Raw genomic sequence first — 19,842 nt, 5'->3', positions numbered from 1 at the left:
AAACCCCGGATCCGCCTCGACGGCGGTCCGGGGTCAATCCTGCCGCCTCAGACGTAGAGCCAGGGCTGGGACAGTCTCTGCCGGGCTTCGAAGCTGTCGATCTCCGGCTTCTTCACGAGCGTCAGGCCGATGTCGTCGAGCCCGTTGAGCAGGCAATGCTTGCGGAAGGGATCGACGTCGAACTTGATCTTGCCGCCGTCGGGGCCCGTGATCTCCTGGCGTTCCAGGTCGATGCTGACGACGGCATTGGCGCCGCGCCGGGCGTCGTCCATCAGGAGGTCGACCTGTTCCTGCGGCAGGACGATCGGCAGGATGCCGTTCTTGAAGCAGTTGTTGTAGAAGATGTCGGCGAAGCTCGGCGCGATGACGCAGCGGATGCCGAAATCGAGGATCGCCCAGGGCGCGTGCTCGCGGCTGGAACCGCAGCCGAAATTGGCGCCGGCGACCAGGATTTCCGCCTTCCGCCACGCCGGCTGGTTCAGCACGAAATCCGGGTTTTCGTTGCCCTGGTCGTCATAGCGCATCTCGGCGAACAGATTGACGCCGAGGCCGGTGCGCTTGATCGTCTTCAGGAACTGCTTCGGGATGATCATATCGGTGTCGATATTGATCAGGGGCAGGGGGGCGGCGATGCCGGCCAGCGTCTTGAAGGGCTGCATGGTGTTACCTCCTCCCGCTCAGAGCTTGCGGATGTCGGCTAGATGGCCGGTGACCGCCGCCGCGACCGCCATGGCCGGGCTGACCAGATGGGTGCGGCCGCCGCGGCCCTGGCGACCCTCGAAGTTGCGGTTCGAGGTCGAGGCGCAGCGCTCGCCCGGCTCCAGCCGGTCGGCATTCATGGCAAGACACATGGAACAGCCCGGCTCGCGCCATTCGAAGCCGGCCTCGATGAAGATCTTGTCCAGCCCCTCGGCTTCCGCCTGTTCCTTGACGAGGCCCGAACCCGGCACCACCATGGCGCCGACATGGGACGCCACCTTGCGGCCCTTGGCGACGGCGGCGGCGGCGCGCAGGTCCTCGATCCGGCCGTTGGTGCAGGAACCGATGAAGACCCGGTCGATCTTCACCTCTTCCAGCGGCGTGCCCGGGGTCAGGCCCATATAGGCGAGCGCGCGTTCGATCGCCACGCGCTTGCCCTCGTCCGCCACATCGGCGGGGTTCGGCACGGCGGCGGTGATGGGCAGCACGTCTTCCGGGCTGGTGCCCCAGGTCACCTGCGGCACGATCGCGGCGGCGTCGAGGACGATTTCCTTGTCGAAGACGGCGCCGTCGTCGGTCGCCAGCGTCTTCCACCAGGAGACCGCCTGTTCGAAACCGCCGGCCTTGGGCGCGCGGGGCTTGCCGGCGACATAGGCGAAGGTGATCTCGTCCGGCGCGATCAGGCCGGCGCGGCCGCCCGCCTCGATCGTCATGTTGCAGATGGTCATGCGGCCTTCCATGGACAGGCCGCGGATGGCGGAGCCGGCGAATTCGACCACGTAACCGGTGGCGCCCGCGGTGCCGATCCGGCCGATGATGGCCAGCACGATGTCCTTGGCGGTGACGCCCGGCGCCAGATCGCCGTCGACCGTGATCCGCATGTTCTTCGAACGCTTCTGGATCAGGGTCTGGGTCGCCAGCACATGCTCGACCTCGGAGGTGCCAATGCCGAAGGCGAGCGAGCCGAAGGCGCCATGGGTCGCCGTGTGGCTGTCGCCGCAGACGATGGTCATGCCCGGCAGGGTCAGGCCCTGTTCGGGGCCGACGATATGGACGATGCCCTGGCGGATATCTTCCATGCCGAGATATTCGACGCCGAATTCCTTGCAGTTGGCCTCGAGGGTCGAGACCTGCAGGGCGGATTCGGGATCGGCGATGCCCTTGGAACGGTCGGTCGTCGGCACGTTATGATCGGGCACCGCCAGCGTCGCTTCCGGGCGGTGGACCTTGCGGCCGGTCATGCGCAGGCCTTCGAAAGCCTGGGGGCTGGTCACCTCGTGCACGAGATGCCGGTCGATATAGAGGAGGCCGGTGCCGTCCTCCGACATTTCAACCAGATGGCTGTCCCAGATCTTGTCGTAGAGCGTGCGCGGACCTGACATTTTCCGTTCCTTGAGCCGTCAAAACGGCCGTCATGCAATAACTCGAGCCCCGGCCGCCCAGGCCCGGCGACAAAGCCGCCGGGCCGGCGAAAGGACGGACGGGCGGCCGGATTACTCGGCCTTGGCGCCTTCGCGGCGGTCGACCTTCTCGACGATGCGGGCCGACTTGCCGCGACGATCGCGCAGGTAATAGAGCTTCGAGCGGCGGACCTTGCCGCGGCGCACGACCTGGATCGAATCGAGGCGCGGCGAATAGAGCGGGAACACGCGTTCCACGCCTTCGCCGTAGGAGATCTTGCGCACGGTGAAGGACGCGTTGGCGCCCTTGTTGTTGCGGGCGATGACGACGCCTTCGAAAGCCTGGATGCGCTCGCGGGTGCCTTCGACGACCTTCACGTTCACCTTCACGGTGTCGCCCGGGCGGAACGCCGGGATGGTCTTGCCTTCGGTGACCGCCGCGATCTGCTCGGCCTCGAGCTGGTCGATGATGTTGGTCATGGGGATCAGTCCTTTCGAGAAACAGAAATAGGGTGCGTGTCGGGCGATCGCATCCCCTGCCCCTTGCGGGCAAGGTAACGCGACCAGAGATCGGGCCGGCGTTCGCGGGTCAGCCGTTCGGCTTCCTCGCGGCGCCAGGAATGGATGCGGCCGTGATGCCCGGAAAGAAGGACCTCCGGCACGCGCCGGCCCTCCCATTCCTGCGGCCGCGTGTAATGCGGATATTCGAGGAGATCGCCGGTGAAGCTCTCCTCCGCCAGGGTCTCGGCCGCGCCCATCACGCCCGGGATCAGGCGGACCGCGGCGTCGATCAGGCACAGCGCCGCCGGCTCGCCGCCGGAGAGGACGAAATCGCCGATCGAAACCTCTTCGAGCTGGCGGCCGTCGATCACCCGCTGGTCGACGCCCTCGAAACGCCCGCACAGCAGGATGACGCCCGGCCCTTCGGCCAGTTCCCGCACCCGGTCCTGCGCCAGGGGCTTGCCCCGGGGCGAGAGATAGAGGGTCGGGGCGGCAAGGCCGGCGCGGGCCGCGTCGACCGCCGCGGCGATGACATCCGGCTTCATCACCATGCCGGGGCCGCCGCCCGCGGGCGTATCGTCCACCATATGGTGGCGATCCAGGGCATGGGCGCGGATATCCCGCGCCTCCAGCCGCCACAGGTCGCGCTCCAGGGCGCGCCCGGCCAGCGAATGGCCGAGGGGCCCGGGGAACATCTCCGGGAACAGGGTCAGCACGCGGGCGGTCCAGGGGGCTGCGGTCATGCGCCCGCCCCCGCTTCGCCGTTTTCCTCGTCCGGCACGTCGAGCCAGCCTTCCGGCGGCACGGCGACCAGATGGCCGGCCTTGAGATCGACGCCCGGCACGACCTCCCGCGTGAAGGGCAGGAAGGCGGAACCGCCGCCATCGAAGGCGACCTCGATCATGTCGCCGGCGCCGAAATCCTGGATCGCCGCCACGGTGCCGAGGCGCGTTCCCGCCCCGTCCAGCACCGGCAGGCCCAGCAGATCGGCGTGATAGAATTCATCCTCGTCCGGCTCGGGCAGAACGGCGCGCGGGACATAGAGGCGCTGGCCGCGCAGGGCCTCGGCCTTGTTCCGGTCGTCCACCCCGTCGATCCGCACCACCACCGCCGTCCCCTGCACGCGGAGCGGCTGGAGTTCGAGGGTCAGGCCCTTGCTGGTCAGCACCGGACCGTAACCGCCGACGGCCATGGGATCCTCGGTAAAGGGTTTCACCTTCACCTCGCCCCGGATGCCGTGGGCGCCCGCCACCGCCCCGACGCAGACATAGCCGGGCCCGTCCACCGCGGGAGCCGCGGTGCCGGGTTTCGGCGCTGTCTTCTTCGGGGCGATCATGACGAGAGTGCTCGGCTAAGCGTCAGATCACGCCTCGGCGGCGGCAGCGGCGGCTTCGGCCGCGGCCTTCGCGCGTTCCTGGGCCTTGGCCTTCGGGGCCGACTTCTTCGGCTGCTCCGAGACCGCCGGGGCCGCGGTGATGCCCTTGTAGCCGAGGAACTTGGCCACGCGGTCGGTCGGCTGGGCGCCCTGGGACAGCCAGTACTTCACGCGCTCTTCGTTCAGGGTCAGGCGCTCGGCATGGTCCTGCGGCAGCAGGGGATTATAGGTGCCCAGGCGCTCGATGAAGCGGCCGTCACGCGGCGAACGGCTGCTGGCGACCACGATGCGGTAGTAGGGACGCTTCTTGGCACCGCCACGCGACAGGCGAATGGAAACGGACATCTAGGATTCCTCTCTCGTCAATTCGGAATGGGTTCAAAGATTGGGATTACTTCAGGCCGCCGGGCGGGAAACCGCCGCCGGGGCCGCCGAAACCGGGCGGCATGCCGCCGCCGCCGCCGAACAGGGCACCAAGGCCGCCGCGCATCATGCCCTTCTTGCCGAGCTTGGCCATGCGCTTCATCATGTCGGCCATCTGCTGGTGCTGTTTCAGCAGCTTGTTCACCTCCTGCACCGAGGTGCCGGAGCCCTTGGCGATGCGGATCTTGCGCTTCGCCTGGATGATCTGGGGGTTCTTGCGCTCCTTCGGCGTCATCGACGAGATGATCGCCTCCTGGCGCTTGATATGGCGGTCGTCGAGATTGGCCTTGGCCAATTGGTCCTTCACCTTGGCGACGCCGGGCAGCATGGCCAGCATGCCCTGCATGCCGCCCATCTTGCGCATCTGGCGCAATTGCTGGGCGAGGTCGTCGAGGTCGAAAGTGCCCTTCGCCAGCTTGGCCGCCATTTTCTCGGCTTCCTGCTGGTCGATGGTCTCCGCCGCCTTTTCGACGAGGGTGACGATATCGCCCATGCCGAGGATGCGGTTGGCGATACGGTCGGCGTGGAAGACCTCGAGGGCATCCAGCTTTTCGCCGAGACCCATCAGCTTCAGCGGCACGCCGGTGACGGCCCGCATCGACAGCGCCGCACCGCCGCGGCCGTCGCCGTCGACGCGGGTAAGCGCGATGCCGGTCAGGCCGATGCGGTCGTGGAATTGCTTGGCGACGGTGACCGCGTCCTGGCCGGTCAGGCTGTCGGCCACCAGCATCACTTCATGCGGGTTGGTCTCGCGCTTGACTGCCTCGATTTCCTGCATCAGGGCTTCGTCGATATGCAGGCGGCCCGCGGTATCGAGAATGACGACGTCATAGCCCTGCAGACGGGCCGCGGTCAGGGCGCGCCGGGCGATATCGACCGGGTTCTGGCCGGCGATGATGGGCAGGGTGGCGACACCCGCCTGCTCGCCCAGCACCTTCAACTGTTCCTGCGCCGCCGGGCGCCGGGTGTCGAGGGAGGCCATCAGGACTTTCTTCTTGTCCCGATGGGTCAGGCGATAGGCGATCTTGCCGGTCGTCGTGGTCTTGCCCGAGCCCTGGAGGCCGACCATCATGATCGGCACCGGCGGCGCCGCGTTCAGGTCCAGGTCCGGGCTGTCGGTGCCGCCCAGCACCTCGACCAGGTGATCGTGGACGATCTTGATCACCATCTGGCCCGGCGTCACCGACCGGACCACATCCTGGCCGATCGCCTTCTCCTTGACGGCGGCGACGAAATCCTTGACCACGGGCAGGGCGACATCGGCCTCGAGCAGGGCGAGGCGGACTTCGCGCATCGCTTCCGAGACGTCGGAATCGGTCAGCGCGCCCTTTTTCGTCAGGCGGCCGAAGACGTCGGAAAGACGATCGGAAAGGCTCTCGAACATGCTCTGGACCGATTCCCTTACACAAACACCAAGGGCGCCGGCGGGCGAACACTCGCTGACCGGCGGACGCCCGTAGGCGCGGCGGATATATAAATCCGTCGAAGATGGCGGAAGATGTCCGAAACCGGCCGGCTTGTCAAATCGAGTCTGGCGATGGCCGCCGCCGGCCCCCGCGCGCCAGGATCGGCGCCAGATATATTCCCATAGAGAACAGGGGGATTTCCCCGCGCTATATCCCCGAAATATGGCAATATTTCGATCGATACTCCGAAGTCTCGTCCATATGACCGATTGCCGGCGTCCAGTAATTTTTTCGGGAACCTTCCGGCGGGGCGCGGCATTTCCTCATCGTTGCTGATCGATACAGCACGCCAATTCATCAGCCGGGCAGCCTTATTCACCCCCGGCTTCGTGCAGGCCCGTCCCCTGGGTCAAACACGACCTGAACAGGTCGATGAAGTAAGGAGGAACAGATGAGAAAGACGATTACCGCCGCCGCCCTTGCCGCCATCCTGGCCGGGGCCGCAGTCCCCGCCCTCGCGGCCGAGACCCTGTCGCCGGCGGCGCCCCCCGCGGCCGCCAGCGAAAGCGCGATCGGCAGCACGTCCGCCATCCGCGCCAACGACCTGATCGGCGCCGAGGTCACCAATGCGGTCGGCGAGAAGGTCGGCGAAGTGACCGACCTCGTGATCGGCGAGAACAATACGGTCAGCGCCGCGATCATTTCGGTCGGCGGCTTCCTGGGCGTCGGCGACAAGCAGGTGGCGATTTCGCTGGCCGAACTGACCGTCACCCCGATCGACCGGGGCGAGGTCCGGGTCCAGATCGCAGCCACGGCGGAGCAGTTGAAGGCCCTGCCGGAAATCCAGCTGAACTAAAGGAGGACACCCATGAACAGCGATATCCTGAAAGGCAATTGGAAGCAGTTGCGCGGCACGGTGAAGGAGAAATGGGGCCGCCTGACCGATGACGACCTCACCGTCGCCGAGGGCAAGCACGACCAATTGGTCGGCCGGATCCAGGAGCGCTACGGCAAGACCCGGGAGGCGGCCGAGCAGGAAGTCGCCGACTGGATGAAATCGCTGCGTTAAGCGACCGTCAGGGACAGACGCCTCCCCCTTGCCCCGCCCCTCGCCATCCCTCGCCCCATTCGGGGGAGGGGCGGGGTGAAGGGGAAACCCGCCCCCCGGCGGGCAGTCTGCCCGAAACGGCCGCCGCCGGGATGGTCCCCGGCGGCGGTTCCCTTTTGTTCAGCCGGCCTTGCCCTGCCCCTTCAAGGGGCTGCCCTCGCCGGTTTCGAAGGGGGGTTTCCGGGTCGCGAAGGCGCGCTCGATCTGGCCTTCCAGCTGGCGCAGGCGCAGGCGGGCCGCCCGCTCGCGCACCAAAGGCACGCGGCGGAGGCCGTTATAGGCGGCGATCACCGGCCGCGCCGCCTTGGGCACCCATTGCCAGCGGCTGTCGGGAATGCCCAGGGTATCGGCCGCGGTCTTGCCGATGATATGGCGCGAGAAACCGGCATAGGAGGCGGCATCGAGATCGGCGAGCACGGTGCCGAGCCGCCCCGGTAGGCCCTGCAACGCCTCCCGCCCGGCGCCGAGCAGCGCCGTCGACAGCGAGCGGCTGTCGTCGTCCGCATCGGGCTGGGAACGGACCAGCAGGCTGAACAGGGCCGCCGCCTGATCGTAGCTGTCGGGCAGCAGGTCCTCGTCCACCCCCATGATATAGCCGACATAGCGCCAGAGCTGGACCACGCCTTCCCGTTCCCACAAGCTCATGGTCAGGCCGATGTCGATCAGCGGCCCGATCATGCCGAGGGAGAAGGCCAGCGCCGTCGCCGCCATATCCGCCTGATTGATCGGCGTGCCCCAGGCCGCCGCCTGCCAGCGCGGATCGCCGACCAGCGAGCGGCGGACCATGGCATGCATCACCCGCACCCGGACGGCGCTGGCGAAACCGGCGGAAAAGCGCCCGACCGTGCCCGAGGCGAAAATATCGACGGCGAATTTCCCCGTCTCCTCCAGGCGCTTGTAGGTCCGCCCGTTCAGGGCCCCGGTCATCACCAGCACGCGCGCGATCGCACTCGAACAATAGCCGACCATCAAGGTGCCGGAGCCGAGCGCATAGCGAAGCAGGGGCCCGGTCGACAGCGCCACCTCGCAGCCGAGGCGCATCAGGTCGTCGCGCACCCAGTCGGGCCGGCGGTCGATCCGGGCGAAGAAGGCGGCAAGTTCGGGCGCGGGCTCCTCGATCGTCGCGATGCCTTTGGTCAGGGCCTGATCGAACAGGCGCCAGCCCTTGCCCTTGGCCGGCCCGGCCATCCAGGCGACCAGATCGTCGGCCAGGGGATCGCCCTTGGTCAGGCCGCGGCGCACCGCCGCCCGGCGCACCGGATCCCGGGACGGTTCGCCGAAATGCCGGGTCAGGTGCAGGGTCCAGGGCGCCGGATCGTGGTCCGGGTCGCGCCAGCGCGTGGGCACCGGCCCATTGTCGTCGAACACCGCCATGCCATCCTCCATCTTGTTTTCCGGCATCTTGTTTTCCGGCATCTTGTTTTCCGGCATCTTGTTTTCCGGCATCTTGTTTTCCCGGATTGTATATGAGCAATTATTCACATCATACTTATATCCCCGCCCCGGCCCCGACGACGCCCCGGACCATGCCCCAAGCCCTTGATCTCGCCATGAAAAAGCGCCCGACCCAGGGCCGGTCGCAGGCCACGGTGACGGCGGTGGTCGATGCCGCCGCTCAGCTTCTGGCCGAACAGGGCTATGCAAGGCTGACCACCAACCATATCGCCGAGCGCGCAGGCGTCAGCATCGGCTCGATCTATCAATATTTCCCGGGCAAGGAGGCGATCGTCGCCCTCGTGGTCGAACAGGTGGTCGACGGCGTGCTGGCGGATTTCGGCCGCGGCCTGCTGGGCGGCCCGGTCGACGACGGCCATCTCGCCCGGGTGATCTACGAGGCGATCGACCGCCGCGCCGGCCTGATCCGCACGCTTTACTACGAAGTGCCCTTCGTCCGCGACCTGCCGGCGATCGCCACCATGCGCGACCGCCTGCTGCTGCTGTCGGGCCAGATCTACCTGACCTCGATCGGCGAGCGGCCCTTCACCCTGCCCCATGTCGCCACCTTCATGCTGACCGCCATGCTCCAGGCCGCCGTGCTGGAAAGCATTCTCGCCCCCCTGCCCGGCATGACGCGGGACCAGGCGGTCGCCACCCTGGCCGAGATCATCGCCAGGATCGCCGGCACGGCCTGAGCCTGTGCGCCACGTCACTGCGCCCGGCCGCCGGCAGCGCCATCATCGGGCCATGATCCGTGTCCCGGCCGTCCTTGCCCTGATCCTCTGCGCCGCCTTGCTGCTGCCCCGGCCGGCGGCGGCGGAAGGCTGCCTCGCCGATGGAGGAGCGGCGGCGGATTTCGTGCTGATCGACGGCGGCAGCCGCCTTTCCCCGGCCGCCTTCGCCGAGGTGGCGCGCCTGATCGCCAAGGTCCGCGGCTGGGAGATCGAGGGCTGCGGCCCCGATCTGGCCACCCCCCTGGGCGAGGTCTTGCCCCCGGACCTGATCCATCGGGTGAACGGCCTGCTGACCGCGAGTTTCCCGGACGGGCCCGAGAATAATATCCCGCCCGACCTGCTGCGCACCCTGCACCTGGGCGTGCCCGCCACCCCTTGCCTCGCCCGCGTCGAGGCCGGGATCGAGAACCGCTGCCCGGTGGCGGTGACGGTCCAGCACTGCACCGAGGCCGCCTGCCCGGCCGACGACGGCCTCTGGCTGCTGGCCGGGGAGACGGCGGCGGTCGCAGGCCCGGTCTTCGCCTGCCCCACCGGCACCACGGCGGAAGCGCTGACCCGCGCGGGCGCCGGGCTTGCCGGCTATTGCCGCCTGCCCGAGGGGGGCATGCCGTAAAGCGGGCTTCCGGAACCGGCCCAAACAGCCTATATAGCGGGCCATGGACGGCATACCCTTTATCAAGATGCACGGCCTCGGCAATGATTTCGTCATCGTCGACAGCCGGACCTCCCCCGTGGAGATCAACGAACCGCTGGCGCAGGCGATCGCCAACCGGCGGACCGGGGTCGGCTGCGACCAGCTGATCGTGCTCGAGACCTCGGACAAGGCCGATGTCTTCATGCGCATCTGGAACGCCGACGGCACCGAGGCCGGCGCCTGCGGCAATGCCACCCGCTGCGTCGGCGCCCTGCTGATCGCGGGCGCCCGGCGCAACCAGGTCGGGATCGAGACGGTCGCCGGCGTGCTGCTCGCCTCCTCCGCCCCCGACGGCTATATCACCGTCGACATGGGCCGGCCCCGCCTCGGCTGGCAGGAAATTCCCCTTGCCCGCGAGATGGACACGGTCCGCCTCGACTATGCCGCGGCGCCGGGCATCGCCACGCCGGCGGCGGTCAGCATGGGCAATCCCCATGTCGTCTTCTTCGTCGACGACGCCGACCGGGTGAAGGTGGAAGCGCTGGGCCCCGCGGTCGAGAGCGATCCCCTGTTCCCCGAGCGGGCCAATGTCTCCTTCGTCTCGAAGCAGGCGGACGGCGCGCTGCGCGTCGTCGTCTGGGAACGCGGCGCCGGGCGCACGCCCGCCTGCGGTTCCGCCGCCTGCGCCGTGGTCGTCGCCGCGACGCGCCGGGGCCTGGTCGAGCGCAAGGCCGCGATCTGGATGGACGGCGGCCGGCTGGACATGGAATGGCGGGCCGAGGACGACCATGTGATCATGACCGGGCCGGTTGCCGTCGCCTTTTCCGGCGTCATCGCCCTGCCGCCCCGGGTGCAGGCCGCCTGAGGTCCCGATGTCGTCCGGGATCGAGGTCATCACTTTCGGCTGCCGCCTCAACGCCTATGAATCCGAGGTGATGAAGCGGCACGCCGAAAATGCCGGCCTCGGCCATGCCGTCATCGTCAATACCTGTGCCGTGACCTCGGAAGCCGTGCGCCAGGCCCGCCAGGCGATCCGGAAGGCGAGGCGCGAGCATCCGGGCGCCCGCCTGATCGTGACCGGCTGCGCCGCCCAGGTCGAACCCGAACGCTTCGCCGAGATGGACGAGGTCGATCAGGTCGTCGGCAATATGGAGAAGATGGCGGCCGAGACCTTCTCGCCCGATTTCGGCGTGGGCGCGGCCGAGAAGATCCGCGTCGCCGACATCATGGCGGTGACGGAAACCGCCGGCCATCTGGTCGAGGGCTTCGAGGGCAGGGCGCGGGCCTTCGTCCAGGTCCAGAACGGCTGCGACCACCGCTGCACCTTCTGCATCATTCCCTATGGCCGGGGGCCGTCGCGGTCCGTGCCCATGGGCGCGATCGTCGACGAGGTGCGCCGCCTCGTCGCCGTCGGCCACAATGAAGTGGTCTTGACCGGGGTCGATCTCACCTCCTACGGCGAGGACCTGCCGGGCCGGCCCAGCCTCGGGCAATTGACCCGCCGCCTGCTGAAGGCGGTGCCGGAACTGCCCCGGCTGCGCATTTCCTCGATCGACGCCGCCGAGGCGGACGACGACCTCATCGCCGCCCTTGGCGAGGAGACGCGGCTGATGCCCCATCTCCACCTCTCGCTCCAGGCCGGCAACGACCTGATCCTGAAGCGGATGAAGCGCCGGCACCTGCGCGGCGACGCCATCCGCTTCGCCGCCCGGCTGCGCGCGGCAAGGCCCGACATCGTGCTGGGCGCCGATTTCATCGCCGGCTTCCCGACCGAAAGCGAGGAGGCGTTCGAGGATACGCTCCGCCTCGTCGACGAAGCGGGGCTGACCTATCTCCATGTCTTCCCCTTCTCGCCCCGGCCGGGCACGCCGGCGGCGAAAATGCCCCAGGTGCCGCGCACCATCGGCAAGGCCCGGGCGGAGCGCCTGCGCGCCAAGGGCGACGAGGCCCTGGCCCGCTTCCTAGACGGCCGGCTCCACCGGACCGAGCGGGCGATCGTCGAAACCCCGGCCCTTGCCCGCACCGAACATTTCGCCCCCGTGCGCCTGCCCCGGGCGGCGACCCCGGGCGAGATCTTGACCGTGACCATTGCCGCCCGCGAGGGCGGGGAGCTGATTGCCGCATGACCGACAGCGACGAGACCGGTGACGTCACCGAAAAGAAGGGCTGGTTCACCCGGCTGAAGGCGGGCCTGTCGCGATCGTCCTCCTCGCTCGGCCAGTCGATCACGGCGCTGTTCAAGAAGCGCAAGCTCGACGACGAGACCCTGGACGAGCTGGAGGAAGCGCTGATCCGCGCCGACCTCGGCGTGCAGGTGGCGTCCGAAGTGCGCGAGGCCCTGGCCAAGGGCCGCTTCGGCAAGGAAGTGACGGACGAGGAAGTGAAAGCGGTGCTGGCCGAGGAAGTGGCCCGCATTCTGAAATATTCCGAGAAGCCCCTCGTCATCGACCCCGCCCGCAAGCCCCATGTGATCCTCATGGTCGGGGTCAACGGCACCGGCAAGACCACGACCATCGGCAAGCTGGCCAGCCGTTTCAAGGCGCAGGGGCTGAAGGTCATGCTGGCCGCCGGCGACACGTTCCGCGCCGCCGCGATCGAGCAGTTGGCGGTCTGGGGCGAACGCTCCGACGTGCCGGTGATCACCCGCCCGGCCGGTTCGGATGCCGCCGGCCTCGCCTTCGACGCCTTCGAACAGGCGAAGCGCGAGGGCTGCGACGTCCTGCTCATCGATACCGCCGGCCGCCTGCAGAACAAGGAGGGCCTGATGGCGGAACTGACCAAGATCGAGCGGGTGCTGAAGAAGCTCGACCCGGAAGCGCCGCACGACACGATCATCGTGCTCGACGCCACCACCGGCCAGAATGCGGTCACCCAGGTCGACGTCTTCGAGCGCGTGGCCAAGATCACCGGCGTGATCATGACCAAGCTGGACGGCACGGCGCGGGGCGGCGTCCTGGTCGCCGTCGCCAAGAAATACTGGATGCCCATCCACGCCATCGGCGTCGGCGAGGGCATCGACGATTTCCAGGACTTCAACGCGGAAGCCTTCGCCAAGGCCCTGGCCGGCGTCGCCGAGGGGGTGGTGTCGTGAGCACGGCCCCCGCCCCCCACCAGATGAACCCCCTGCTGCGCCTGGCCCTCGAGGCCGGGCCGCTCGGCATCTTCTTCTACTGCAATGCCAAGTTCGGCATCTTCACCGCGACCGGAGTATTCATGGCCGCGACCGTGGTGGCGCTGGCCGCCAACTGGCTGCTCGAACGGCGCCTGCCGGTGATGCCCCTGGTCTCGGGCTTTTTCGTCATGGTCTTCGGCGGGCTGACCCTGCTGTTGCAGGACGAATTGTTCATCAAGATGAAGCCGACCATCGTGAACACCCTGTTCGCGGTGATCCTGTTCGGCGGGCTGGCCTTCGGCCGCTCGCTGCTGAAGCCGCTGTTCGGCGCCGCCTTCCAGCTGACCGATGCCGGCTGGCGCGTGCTGACCTTCCGCTGGGCCGGGTTCTTCGTCTTCCTCGCCGTCGTGAACGAGGTGGTGTGGCGGAACTTCGACACCGACACCTGGGTGGACTTCAAGGTCTTCGCCATCATGCCGATCACCATCGTCTTCACCCTGTCGCAGATGCCGCTGATCCTGCGCCACCAATTGCCGGAAGACCGGCCCGCGGCCTGATTCCTGGCCTCGGCCGGGATGACGAGCGTCCCGGCCCGCGCTACCCTTGGCGAGAGCGGTTTCCCCCGGCGAACCGGTTTCCACTTTGCCGGAAACCGCTCCGAAACCTTGCCGGTGGAGGGGATGCCATGCCGCGTATCGTGCTCGTCCTGCTCGGAATCCTGCTGGCCCTGCCCGCGCGGGCGGAGGGACCGGCTGTCGATGTCGCCCTGGTGCTCGCGGTCGATGCCTCGGGCAGTATCGACGACGCCGAATTCGCCTTGCAGCGCCAGGGCATCGCCGGCGCCGTCACCCACCGCCGCGTGGTGGAGGTGATCACCCGCGGCGCCATCGGCCGGGTCGCCTTCGCCTATGTCGAATGGGGCGGGCCCGGTTCGGCCGCCACCATGGTCGACTGGATCGTGGTCGAGGATGCCGCCGGGGCGGAGGCTTTCGCCGCCGCCGTCCTGGCCGCGCCGCGCAGCTATCAATCCTATAACGCCATCGGCGACGCCATTACCCATGCGACCGCCCTGCTGGCCGCCTGCCCCTGTTCGCCGCTGCGCCGGGTGATCGACATCTCGGGCGACAATCCGGACAGCCGCAGCCTGCTGCCGGCCCCTAGGGCGCGCGATGCGGCCATGGCCGCCGGCATCACGGTGAATGCCCTGGCGATCCTGAATACGCCCGCGCCCCCGGGGGGCCGGCACTGGCTGGTCGAGAATTACGAGGGCCGGGTGATCGGCGGGCCGGGCGCCTTCGTCATGCCGGCCGAGGGGCGGGATGATTTCACCCGCGCCCTGCTCGACAAGCTGATCATCGAGATGACCGGCCTGCCGCCGGCGGACGGGGCGGCCGAAGCCGCCCCGCGGGGTCTCAGAACCCGAGGCTGACGCCGGTGGTCAGCGTATTGCCGAGACCGCCGTCGAGCCCGATGTCGAGATCGTAGCCGGCATACCAGCCGACCGCGCCGACCGCCCCCTGGGCCCGGAGGCCGAGGGTGACCGTATCGGTTTCGCCCGTCGGCACGGCGACGGCGGTGGTGGCGCCGCCGGCGACCGACGACAGGCGCAGGCCCGCATCGTTGCCTTCGGTGTCGAAGGTGCTGGTATAGACGGCGCGGCCGGTCAGGCTGACGCCGGTCAGGGGCAGGATGGCTTCGGCGCCGACGCCCGCCGTGCTGTGGCGGAAGCTGCGACCGGCATAGGTGACGTTGCCGCCGGCCGCGCCGCGTTCGGTATAGCCGTCGATCCGGCCCCGGACATGGCCGAGGTTGACCAGCGGCCCGGCCTTCACGCCGCCGAGGTCGAGGTGATAGGCCGCCTCGCCGGCGAAGACATGGGCCGCCGCATCGGTCGAGCCGACGCCGGACAGGCCGTAGGCCGAGGGGCGGCGGATATCGTCGAGGTTCATCGGCATGTAGCTGTAGGCACCGGCGACCGAGAAGCCGCCGACGACATATTGGCCGTAGGCCGAGATGGCGTAACCGTCATGGTCCACCTTGAAGCCGCCGTCCGGCTCGTTGCTGCCGCCCTGGAGACCGAAGGCGAGGCCGAAGGTGAAGCCGCCGTCGATGAGGAGATCGACGCCAACGGCCCCGGCGTAATTGGTGGTGTCGTTCTGCACCGTGTCGCCTTCGAGGTCGCCGAAGCCGTAGAGGCCGGACAGCCAGACCCGCGCCTCGCCGTCCGTCGCCGCCTTGCCGCGGCCGGCGCCCGACAGCGCCTCGGTGCGCAGCACCCCGAGATGGGTGGTGACCTGGCCGATCCCCTGGTCGGCGGCGCCGGTGACGGTCTCGCCGGCCAGGGCCGAGACGGCGGCGCCGTTCCGCAGCATCGCCGCCTCGAACAGCGGGTCGACCGCCGTCGGCAGGGTCAGGCGGAAGGCCATCAGCATGGTGTCGTTGTTGCGGCCGGCGTCATAGGTATAGCCGGGCATGACGCCGTCGGTGGTCTGGAAATCGTTGTCGTTGGCGACGAAGAGGAAGAAGTCCTGCGGCTTCGCCTCGTCGAGCGCCGGCATCAGCGCCATCGCTTCCCACTTCTCGGAGAGGGTGAGATTGGTGCCGCCGGCCGGCGTGGCCGTGTTGATGTTCATGCCGAAACGGGCCAGCTGGGTGGTGTTCAGCATGTTGACCAGTTCGCCCTGCTGCACCGGCGTGATCGACGGGTCCAGGGTCTTGCCGGTCGAGACCGGCTTGGTCGTCGTCTCATAGGCGGTGCCGGCGAGGTTGGTCGCGCCCTTGGTGTCGACCAGCAGGATCGACTTGTACATCTCGGGCAGGGTGCCGTCGACGCCGTAACCCGCGCTGTCGCGCGACAGCACCAGGAACTGGTGGTTGTTGATCGCGACCACCTCGCTCTGGGCCGCGGTCTTGTTTACCGCGCCGCCCTTGCCGGTATCGTCGAGCAGGGGCAGTTGCAGGATGTAATGCTCGACCGGCGTGGTCGGCAGGCGGCTGGCCGAGACGTCGTAGATCAGGACGCGGGTATTGCCGCGGTTGCCGGCGTTGCCGGCGCCGTCCTGGATGGTGGCGCTTTGCAGGATGGCGATCAGGCGCGTGCCGTCCGGCGACAGGGCGACCGCTTCCATGCCCTGGTTGTTGCGCCTCCCCGTGTTCGGGGCCGCGATCGAATTGTAGTTCAGCTGGCCGCCGGTCATCGGCTGCAAGGCGGCCGGCGGGGCGATATAGCCGATCATCTTGCCCGACTTGTCGAACAGATAGATGCCGGCGGTATATTCGTCGCCGACATAGAAGCTGCCGTCGGGGAGGAAGGCCACCGCCTCGGCGTCGAGGGCGACGCGGCGGGTGCCGGTGCCCGTCGGGCTGGGCAGGGTGTAACCGTTCTGGGCCGTGGTCCCGGCGGCGGGATCGAGGCCGGTGGTGGCGGTGCCGTTGAAATCGGTGAGCTTGATGCCGTCGCCGGTCGGGGTCAGCGTGATCTGGCTCTGCGACGTGGTCGCGGCCGGCAGGCCGGCGCCGGTATAGGGCGTGAAGCTGAGGTCGAAGCGGACCAGCCGGCCCTGGTAGTCGGAATAGAGATCGCCGGTGTTATAGCCCCGGTCCGGCAGGGAATAGAGGGTGGCGGCATAGCCGTTGCCGGCCTTGCGCCAAGTCGTCGGATCGATCGCCATGCCCGAGAAGGACCCGAGCGAGGTGCCCATGAAATCCTTCAGGGTGGCGGAGAGGCGGCCCATGCCGACCAGGCCCTGGTTGATGAAGGTCTCGCCGTTCATGGTCAGGCTGACCGGGGCATCGGTCGCGATCGCATGGGTCGTGGTATATTGAACGGAAGCGCCGAAGGCCGGCGCCATGCCGGCAAGCAGTGCGGCGACGGCACAGGCGCCGCCAAAGCCCATCGAAGACATTTAATCCCCCCTGACACGAAAAATCGATCGCGGCGACTTATGCGCCGCGAAAGCGTCAGGGCGATGAAACTTCCCTTACAGAGGGATGGCCGCGGTCAGAAGCCGGGCGGGTTGGCGAAGGGGGCGAAACCGCTTCTGCCCCGGACCTCGTGCCAGTGGCGCAGCGCCCAATGGACCGAGGGGAAGGCGAGGTCGTCCCAGGGGATCTCGTCGAAGGCGAAGAGCCTGGCCTCCAGGCTTTCCGGGCCGATGCCGAAGTCGGGCGTCGGCAGGGCGGCGCGGTGGATCAGCTGGACCTGGGAAATCCGCGGGATGGAATAGACCGCGAGCAGGGCATCGATCTCGATCCGGGCCAGCGCCTCTTCCCAGGCTTCGCGGGCAGCACCTTCGGCGACCGATTCGCCCTCCTCCATATAGCCGGCGGGAATGGTCCAGAAGCCGCGGCGCGGCTCGATCGCCCGGCGCACCAGAAGGATGCGGTCGTCATGGCTGATCACCGTGCCGACGATGATCAGGGGATTGACGTAGTCGATGAAGCCGCAGGTCCGGCACACCCGGCGGACGCGATCGTCCCCATCGGGCACGACGTGGTGGAAATCATGGCAGGCGCCGCGGTCGGCGGGCAGGTCGTAGAGCGTGCTCATGGCGCGGATTGTCGGCCGCGGCCGGGCGCGCGGCAAGCCCGATGCGGGTCCCCGATGCGTGTTCCGGGATCAGACCGAGAGATCGATGATCCGGCCGAGCCCGGGTTGCAGCGGGCGGGTATTGGCACCCGGCGCTTCGCGCTGGCCGCTGCCGCGGCGCTCCGCCTCGCCGCCGATCTTGATGTCGACTCCGGGGGCGACGCGGGGCACGGCTTCCACCGTCTGGACCCCGGTATTGCCCTGGGCTGCCGGCGGACGCGCGCCCGTCCCCCCCTGCTGGAGGGAGGCAAGCGCAGAAAGGATGGCGTTGCTCGGGCGGATTTCCATGACAGCACTCTCGCCGATCAAGGCTTAACGATCATTTAACGGGCAGGCGGGTAACGGGCAGGCGGGCGCGGGCGGCGGCAAGCCCGTCCGCGATCGCCGGATCGTCCGGCTTCAGGGCGGCCGCCTTTTCCCAGGCCGCCGCCGCCTCGGGCAGGCGGCCGAGCACGTCATAGGCGCGGGCCAGGCGCAGCCAGCCATCGAGGTCGCCCGGCTCATCCTTCAGCCGCTCGGCCAGGCGCTGCACCATGCCCTCGATCATGTTCTGGCGTTCGTCGGGCGGCAGGTCCGCGGCGGCGGCGACGTCGCCGGCATCGGGGCCGGGCGCCGCCGGCCCGTCGGTGGCGGCAAGGCCGGCGACCACCGCCGGGCGCAGGGGATGATCGGCCGGCAAGTCCTTCAGCAGGGCTTGCCAATCCGCTGCCGCCCCTGCCTTGTCGCCCCCGGCCAAGCGGACGAAGGCGGCGAAATGGCGGACGGCGGGGTCGGCCGGCGCCTGTTCCAGCGCCTGCGCGACCAGGGCCGCGGCCTCGGGCGGGACGGCGCCGCCGGCAGCGGCGATGCGCAGTTCGGCAGCGGCCAGCCGCGCCTGCACCTGGTCCGGGACCAGGGCGACGATCCGTTCATAGGCTTCCGCCGCCGGGATCAGGCGGCCCTCGGCGGCGCGCGCCCGGGCCAGCAATTCCCAGCCCCGGGGATCGTCCGGCACCTCGGCCATGCGGGCTTCGAGGGCGGCGATCAGCTTGGCGGTCTCCGCTTCCTGGCCGGCTTCGGTCAGGCGGGCGGACAGCGGCTGGTCGGCAAGGCCGGCAGCACCCAGACGGTCGTACAGCAGGGCCGCCGCCGCCGGCACCCCAATCGCGACCACCAGCGCCAACACCAGGGACGGCCGGGCCGAGACCGCGGCCCCGGCGCCGACCCTCAGCAGGCGGCGCTCGATTTCCAGGCGGGCGGCCTCGGCCTCCGCCGGGGCGACCGCACCGGCCACCTGTTCCGCCGCCAGTTCGCGCAATTGCGCCCGGTAGACGGCCCGTTCCGAAGCGGCCGCGTCATGGCCGGCGCCGGCCTTGAGCAGGGGGCGCAGCAGGGCGATGGCGACCGCCGCCGCGACCAGGCCGAAGATCGCGAACATCATGGCGCATCCTCGTCGCGCAGCAGCAGGGCATCGAGACGGGCGCGCTCCTCGGCGCTGAGGGGAGCCGCCGGCTCGGCCGCGGCGGGCCGGCGCCGGCGCAGCAGGATCAGCCCGGCGCCCGCCGCCAGAATGACGAAGGGCCCGAGCCAGAGCGCCCAGGTCGCCGGCTCGAACGGCGGCCGCAGCAGCACCCATTCGCCATAGCGTTCGACCAGATAGGCCTGGACCGCCGCCTCGTCGTCGCCGGCGCTGACCCTTTCGCGCACGATGCGGCGCAGGTCCGCGGCCAGCGGCGCGTTGGAATCCTCGATCGACTGGTTCTGGCAGACGAGGCAGCGCAGGCCCTTGGCGATCTCCCGCGCCCGGGCTTCGAGGGCGGGGTCGGGCAGGGGCTCGTCGACGCCGATCGCCAGCGCCGGCAGGGCGAGAAGCGCGAACAGGGCGCCGATCAGCAGCCGTCTCATTTCATCAGTTTCTCGGCCAGCGGCAGCATCTGGCCGCGGATCACATCCTCGGTCAGGGGGCCGACATGCTTCCAGGCGATCTCGCCGCTCTTGGTCACCAGATAAGTCTCGGGCACGCCGTAGACGCCCCAGTCGATCGCCACCCGGCCGCTGACGTCGGCGCCGACCAGGGCGAAGGGATTGCCCAATTCGTCGAGGAATTTCACCGTCGCCTCGACCTTGTCCTTATAGGCGATGCCGACGACGCGGAGGCCCGGCACCTTGGCCAGGGCGGTCAGCAGCGGGTGCTCGATCCGGCAGGGCGCGCACCACGAGGCGAAGACATTGACCACCGTGACCGACCCCGCCCTGAGGTCGGCATCGGCCAGCCCCGGCCCTTGCGGATCGAGGCCCGGCAGGGTGAAGGCGGGCACCGGCTTGCCGATCAGCGCGGAGGGCAGTTCGGACGGGTTCTTGCCCAGCCGGCCGTAGAAGATGCCGCCCAGGCCGATGACGATGGCGAGCGGCAGGGCCGCGACCAGGAAGCGGGTGCGGGCCATGG

At 68.9% G+C, this 19,842-nt stretch carries 23 protein-coding genes; 9 read left to right on the top strand and 14 right to left on the bottom strand.

Annotated elements, in window-relative coordinates; translation table 11 throughout:
• Positions 1 to 47: 47 nt before the first annotated feature.
• The 7 genes from leuD to ffh all read right to left on the bottom strand — a co-directional run bounded on the left by leuD (position 48) and on the right by ffh (position 5,782).
• Positions 48 to 659: a 3-isopropylmalate dehydratase small subunit gene (gene leuD, locus DKG75_RS08950; protein WP_109920737.1), complete on the bottom strand. Its 612-nt coding sequence runs from the start codon at positions 657 to 659 to the stop codon at positions 48 to 50.
• Positions 660 to 677: 18 nt separating this feature from the next.
• Positions 678 to 2,081, bottom strand: a complete 1,404-nt coding sequence (gene leuC, locus DKG75_RS08945; protein ID WP_109920736.1) for a 3-isopropylmalate dehydratase large subunit — start codon at positions 2,079 to 2,081, stop codon at positions 678 to 680.
• A 111-nt stretch (positions 2,082 to 2,192) separates the two neighbouring features.
• Positions 2,193 to 2,579: a 50S ribosomal protein L19 gene (gene rplS / locus DKG75_RS08940; RefSeq protein ID WP_109920735.1), complete on the bottom strand. Its 387-nt coding sequence runs from the start codon at positions 2,577 to 2,579 to the stop codon at positions 2,193 to 2,195.
• Positions 2,580 to 2,584: 5 nt separating this feature from the next.
• Positions 2,585 to 3,343, bottom strand: coding sequence for a tRNA (guanosine(37)-N1)-methyltransferase TrmD (gene trmD, locus DKG75_RS08935; protein ID WP_109920734.1), 759 nt, complete (start codon positions 3,341 to 3,343; stop codon positions 2,585 to 2,587).
• Positions 3,340 to 3,936 (bottom strand): ribosome maturation factor RimM, encoded by a 597-nt coding sequence (rimM, locus tag DKG75_RS08930; protein ID WP_109920733.1) that lies wholly within the window; start codon positions 3,934 to 3,936, stop codon positions 3,340 to 3,342. Before rimM ends, trmD begins: the two co-directional genes overlap by 4 nt.
• 27 nt (positions 3,937 to 3,963) lie before the next feature.
• A complete protein-coding gene (rpsP, locus tag DKG75_RS08925; protein ID WP_109920732.1) occupies positions 3,964 to 4,320 on the bottom strand; it encodes a 30S ribosomal protein S16 in 357 nt (118 codons plus the stop codon).
• A 46-nt stretch (positions 4,321 to 4,366) separates the two neighbouring features.
• Positions 4,367 to 5,782 carry a signal recognition particle protein gene (gene ffh, locus DKG75_RS08920; protein ID WP_109920731.1) on the bottom strand — a complete coding sequence of 472 codons (1,416 nt, stop codon included), beginning with the start codon at positions 5,780 to 5,782 and terminating at the stop codon, positions 4,367 to 4,369.
• 473 nt (positions 5,783 to 6,255) lie between these two features.
• Here ffh and DKG75_RS08915 point away from each other — a divergent pair, with 473 nt between their 5' ends.
• Together DKG75_RS08915 and DKG75_RS08910 are read left to right on the top strand one after the other, a co-directional pair.
• Entirely contained in the window at positions 6,256 to 6,660 is a 405-nt protein-coding gene (locus DKG75_RS08915) for a PRC-barrel domain-containing protein (RefSeq protein WP_109920730.1), read from the top strand.
• A gap of 12 nt (positions 6,661 to 6,672) precedes the next feature.
• Positions 6,673 to 6,873, top strand: coding sequence for a CsbD family protein (locus tag DKG75_RS08910; protein WP_109920729.1), 201 nt, complete (start codon positions 6,673 to 6,675; stop codon positions 6,871 to 6,873).
• A 159-nt stretch (positions 6,874 to 7,032) separates the two neighbouring features.
• Here DKG75_RS08910 and DKG75_RS08905 read toward each other — a convergent pair whose 3' ends face one another.
• Positions 7,033 to 8,358 carry an oxygenase MpaB family protein gene (locus DKG75_RS08905; RefSeq protein WP_109920728.1) on the bottom strand — a complete coding sequence of 442 codons (1,326 nt, stop codon included), beginning with the start codon at positions 8,356 to 8,358 and terminating at the stop codon, positions 7,033 to 7,035.
• An 80-nt stretch (positions 8,359 to 8,438) separates the two neighbouring features.
• On the opposite strand from DKG75_RS08905, the gene DKG75_RS08900 reads away from it, so the two are divergent.
• The 7 genes from DKG75_RS08900 to DKG75_RS08870 all read left to right on the top strand — a co-directional run bounded on the left by DKG75_RS08900 (position 8,439) and on the right by DKG75_RS08870 (position 14,258).
• Entirely contained in the window at positions 8,439 to 9,044 is a 606-nt protein-coding gene (locus DKG75_RS08900; protein ID WP_109921075.1) for a TetR/AcrR family transcriptional regulator, read from the top strand.
• Between the two features lie 52 nt (positions 9,045 to 9,096).
• A complete protein-coding gene (locus tag DKG75_RS08895) occupies positions 9,097 to 9,696 on the top strand; it encodes a hypothetical protein (RefSeq protein ID WP_109920727.1) in 600 nt (199 codons plus the stop codon).
• A gap of 43 nt (positions 9,697 to 9,739) precedes the next feature.
• Positions 9,740 to 10,582: a diaminopimelate epimerase gene (gene dapF, locus DKG75_RS08890; RefSeq protein ID WP_109920726.1), complete on the top strand. Its 843-nt coding sequence runs from the start codon at positions 9,740 to 9,742 to the stop codon at positions 10,580 to 10,582.
• Positions 10,583 to 10,589: 7 nt separating this feature from the next.
• Positions 10,590 to 11,843 carry a tRNA (N(6)-L-threonylcarbamoyladenosine(37)-C(2))-methylthiotransferase MtaB gene (mtaB, locus tag DKG75_RS08885; protein WP_109920725.1) on the top strand — a complete coding sequence of 418 codons (1,254 nt, stop codon included), beginning with the start codon at positions 10,590 to 10,592 and terminating at the stop codon, positions 11,841 to 11,843.
• The gene (ftsY, locus tag DKG75_RS08880; RefSeq protein ID WP_109920724.1) at positions 11,840 to 12,808 is read left to right on the top strand and encodes a signal recognition particle-docking protein FtsY; all 969 of its coding nucleotides are present in this window, start codon (positions 11,840 to 11,842) and stop codon (positions 12,806 to 12,808) included. The genes mtaB and ftsY overlap by 4 nt, the downstream gene beginning before the upstream one ends.
• Positions 12,805 to 13,386 carry a septation protein A gene (locus DKG75_RS08875; protein ID WP_425086473.1) on the top strand — a complete coding sequence of 194 codons (582 nt, stop codon included), beginning with the start codon at positions 12,805 to 12,807 and terminating at the stop codon, positions 13,384 to 13,386. Before ftsY ends, DKG75_RS08875 begins: the two co-directional genes overlap by 4 nt.
• Before the next feature lie 128 nt (positions 13,387 to 13,514).
• Positions 13,515 to 14,258 (top strand): DUF1194 domain-containing protein, encoded by a 744-nt coding sequence (locus DKG75_RS08870; RefSeq protein ID WP_109920722.1) that lies wholly within the window; start codon positions 13,515 to 13,517, stop codon positions 14,256 to 14,258.
• Here DKG75_RS08870 and DKG75_RS23235 read toward each other — a convergent pair.
• The 6 genes from DKG75_RS23235 to DKG75_RS08840 all read right to left on the bottom strand — a co-directional run bounded on the left by DKG75_RS23235 (position 14,242) and on the right by DKG75_RS08840 (position 19,840).
• The gene (locus tag DKG75_RS23235) at positions 14,242 to 16,734 is read right to left on the bottom strand and encodes an esterase-like activity of phytase family protein (protein ID WP_208111981.1); all 2,493 of its coding nucleotides are present in this window, start codon (positions 16,732 to 16,734) and stop codon (positions 14,242 to 14,244) included. The genes DKG75_RS08870 and DKG75_RS23235 overlap by 17 nt on opposite strands.
• Before the next feature lie 95 nt (positions 16,735 to 16,829).
• On the bottom strand, positions 16,830 to 17,378 hold the full coding sequence (locus DKG75_RS08860) for an NUDIX hydrolase (RefSeq protein WP_109920721.1): 549 nt from the start codon (positions 17,376 to 17,378) through the stop codon (positions 16,830 to 16,832).
• Between the two features lie 69 nt (positions 17,379 to 17,447).
• The gene (locus DKG75_RS08855; RefSeq protein WP_109920720.1) at positions 17,448 to 17,705 is read right to left on the bottom strand and encodes a hypothetical protein; all 258 of its coding nucleotides are present in this window, start codon (positions 17,703 to 17,705) and stop codon (positions 17,448 to 17,450) included.
• Positions 17,706 to 17,736: 31 nt separating this feature from the next.
• On the bottom strand, positions 17,737 to 18,837 hold the full coding sequence (gene ccmI, locus DKG75_RS08850; protein WP_109920719.1) for a c-type cytochrome biogenesis protein CcmI: 1,101 nt from the start codon (positions 18,835 to 18,837) through the stop codon (positions 17,737 to 17,739).
• A complete protein-coding gene (locus DKG75_RS08845) occupies positions 18,834 to 19,301 on the bottom strand; it encodes a cytochrome c-type biogenesis protein (protein WP_109920718.1) in 468 nt (155 codons plus the stop codon). The genes ccmI and DKG75_RS08845 overlap by 4 nt, the downstream gene beginning before the upstream one ends.
• Positions 19,298 to 19,840, bottom strand: coding sequence for a DsbE family thiol:disulfide interchange protein (locus tag DKG75_RS08840; RefSeq protein ID WP_109920717.1), 543 nt, complete (start codon positions 19,838 to 19,840; stop codon positions 19,298 to 19,300). The genes DKG75_RS08845 and DKG75_RS08840 overlap by 4 nt, the downstream gene beginning before the upstream one ends.
• Between the last annotated feature and the right edge of the window lie 2 nt (positions 19,841 to 19,842).

The sequence above is a fragment of the Zavarzinia compransoris genome (assembly GCF_003173055.1).
Classification (GTDB): domain Bacteria; phylum Pseudomonadota; class Alphaproteobacteria; order Zavarziniales; family Zavarziniaceae; genus Zavarzinia; species Zavarzinia compransoris.
Note: the sequence above shows the minus strand (reverse complement) of the source record. Positions and strands in the feature narration are given on the sequence as shown.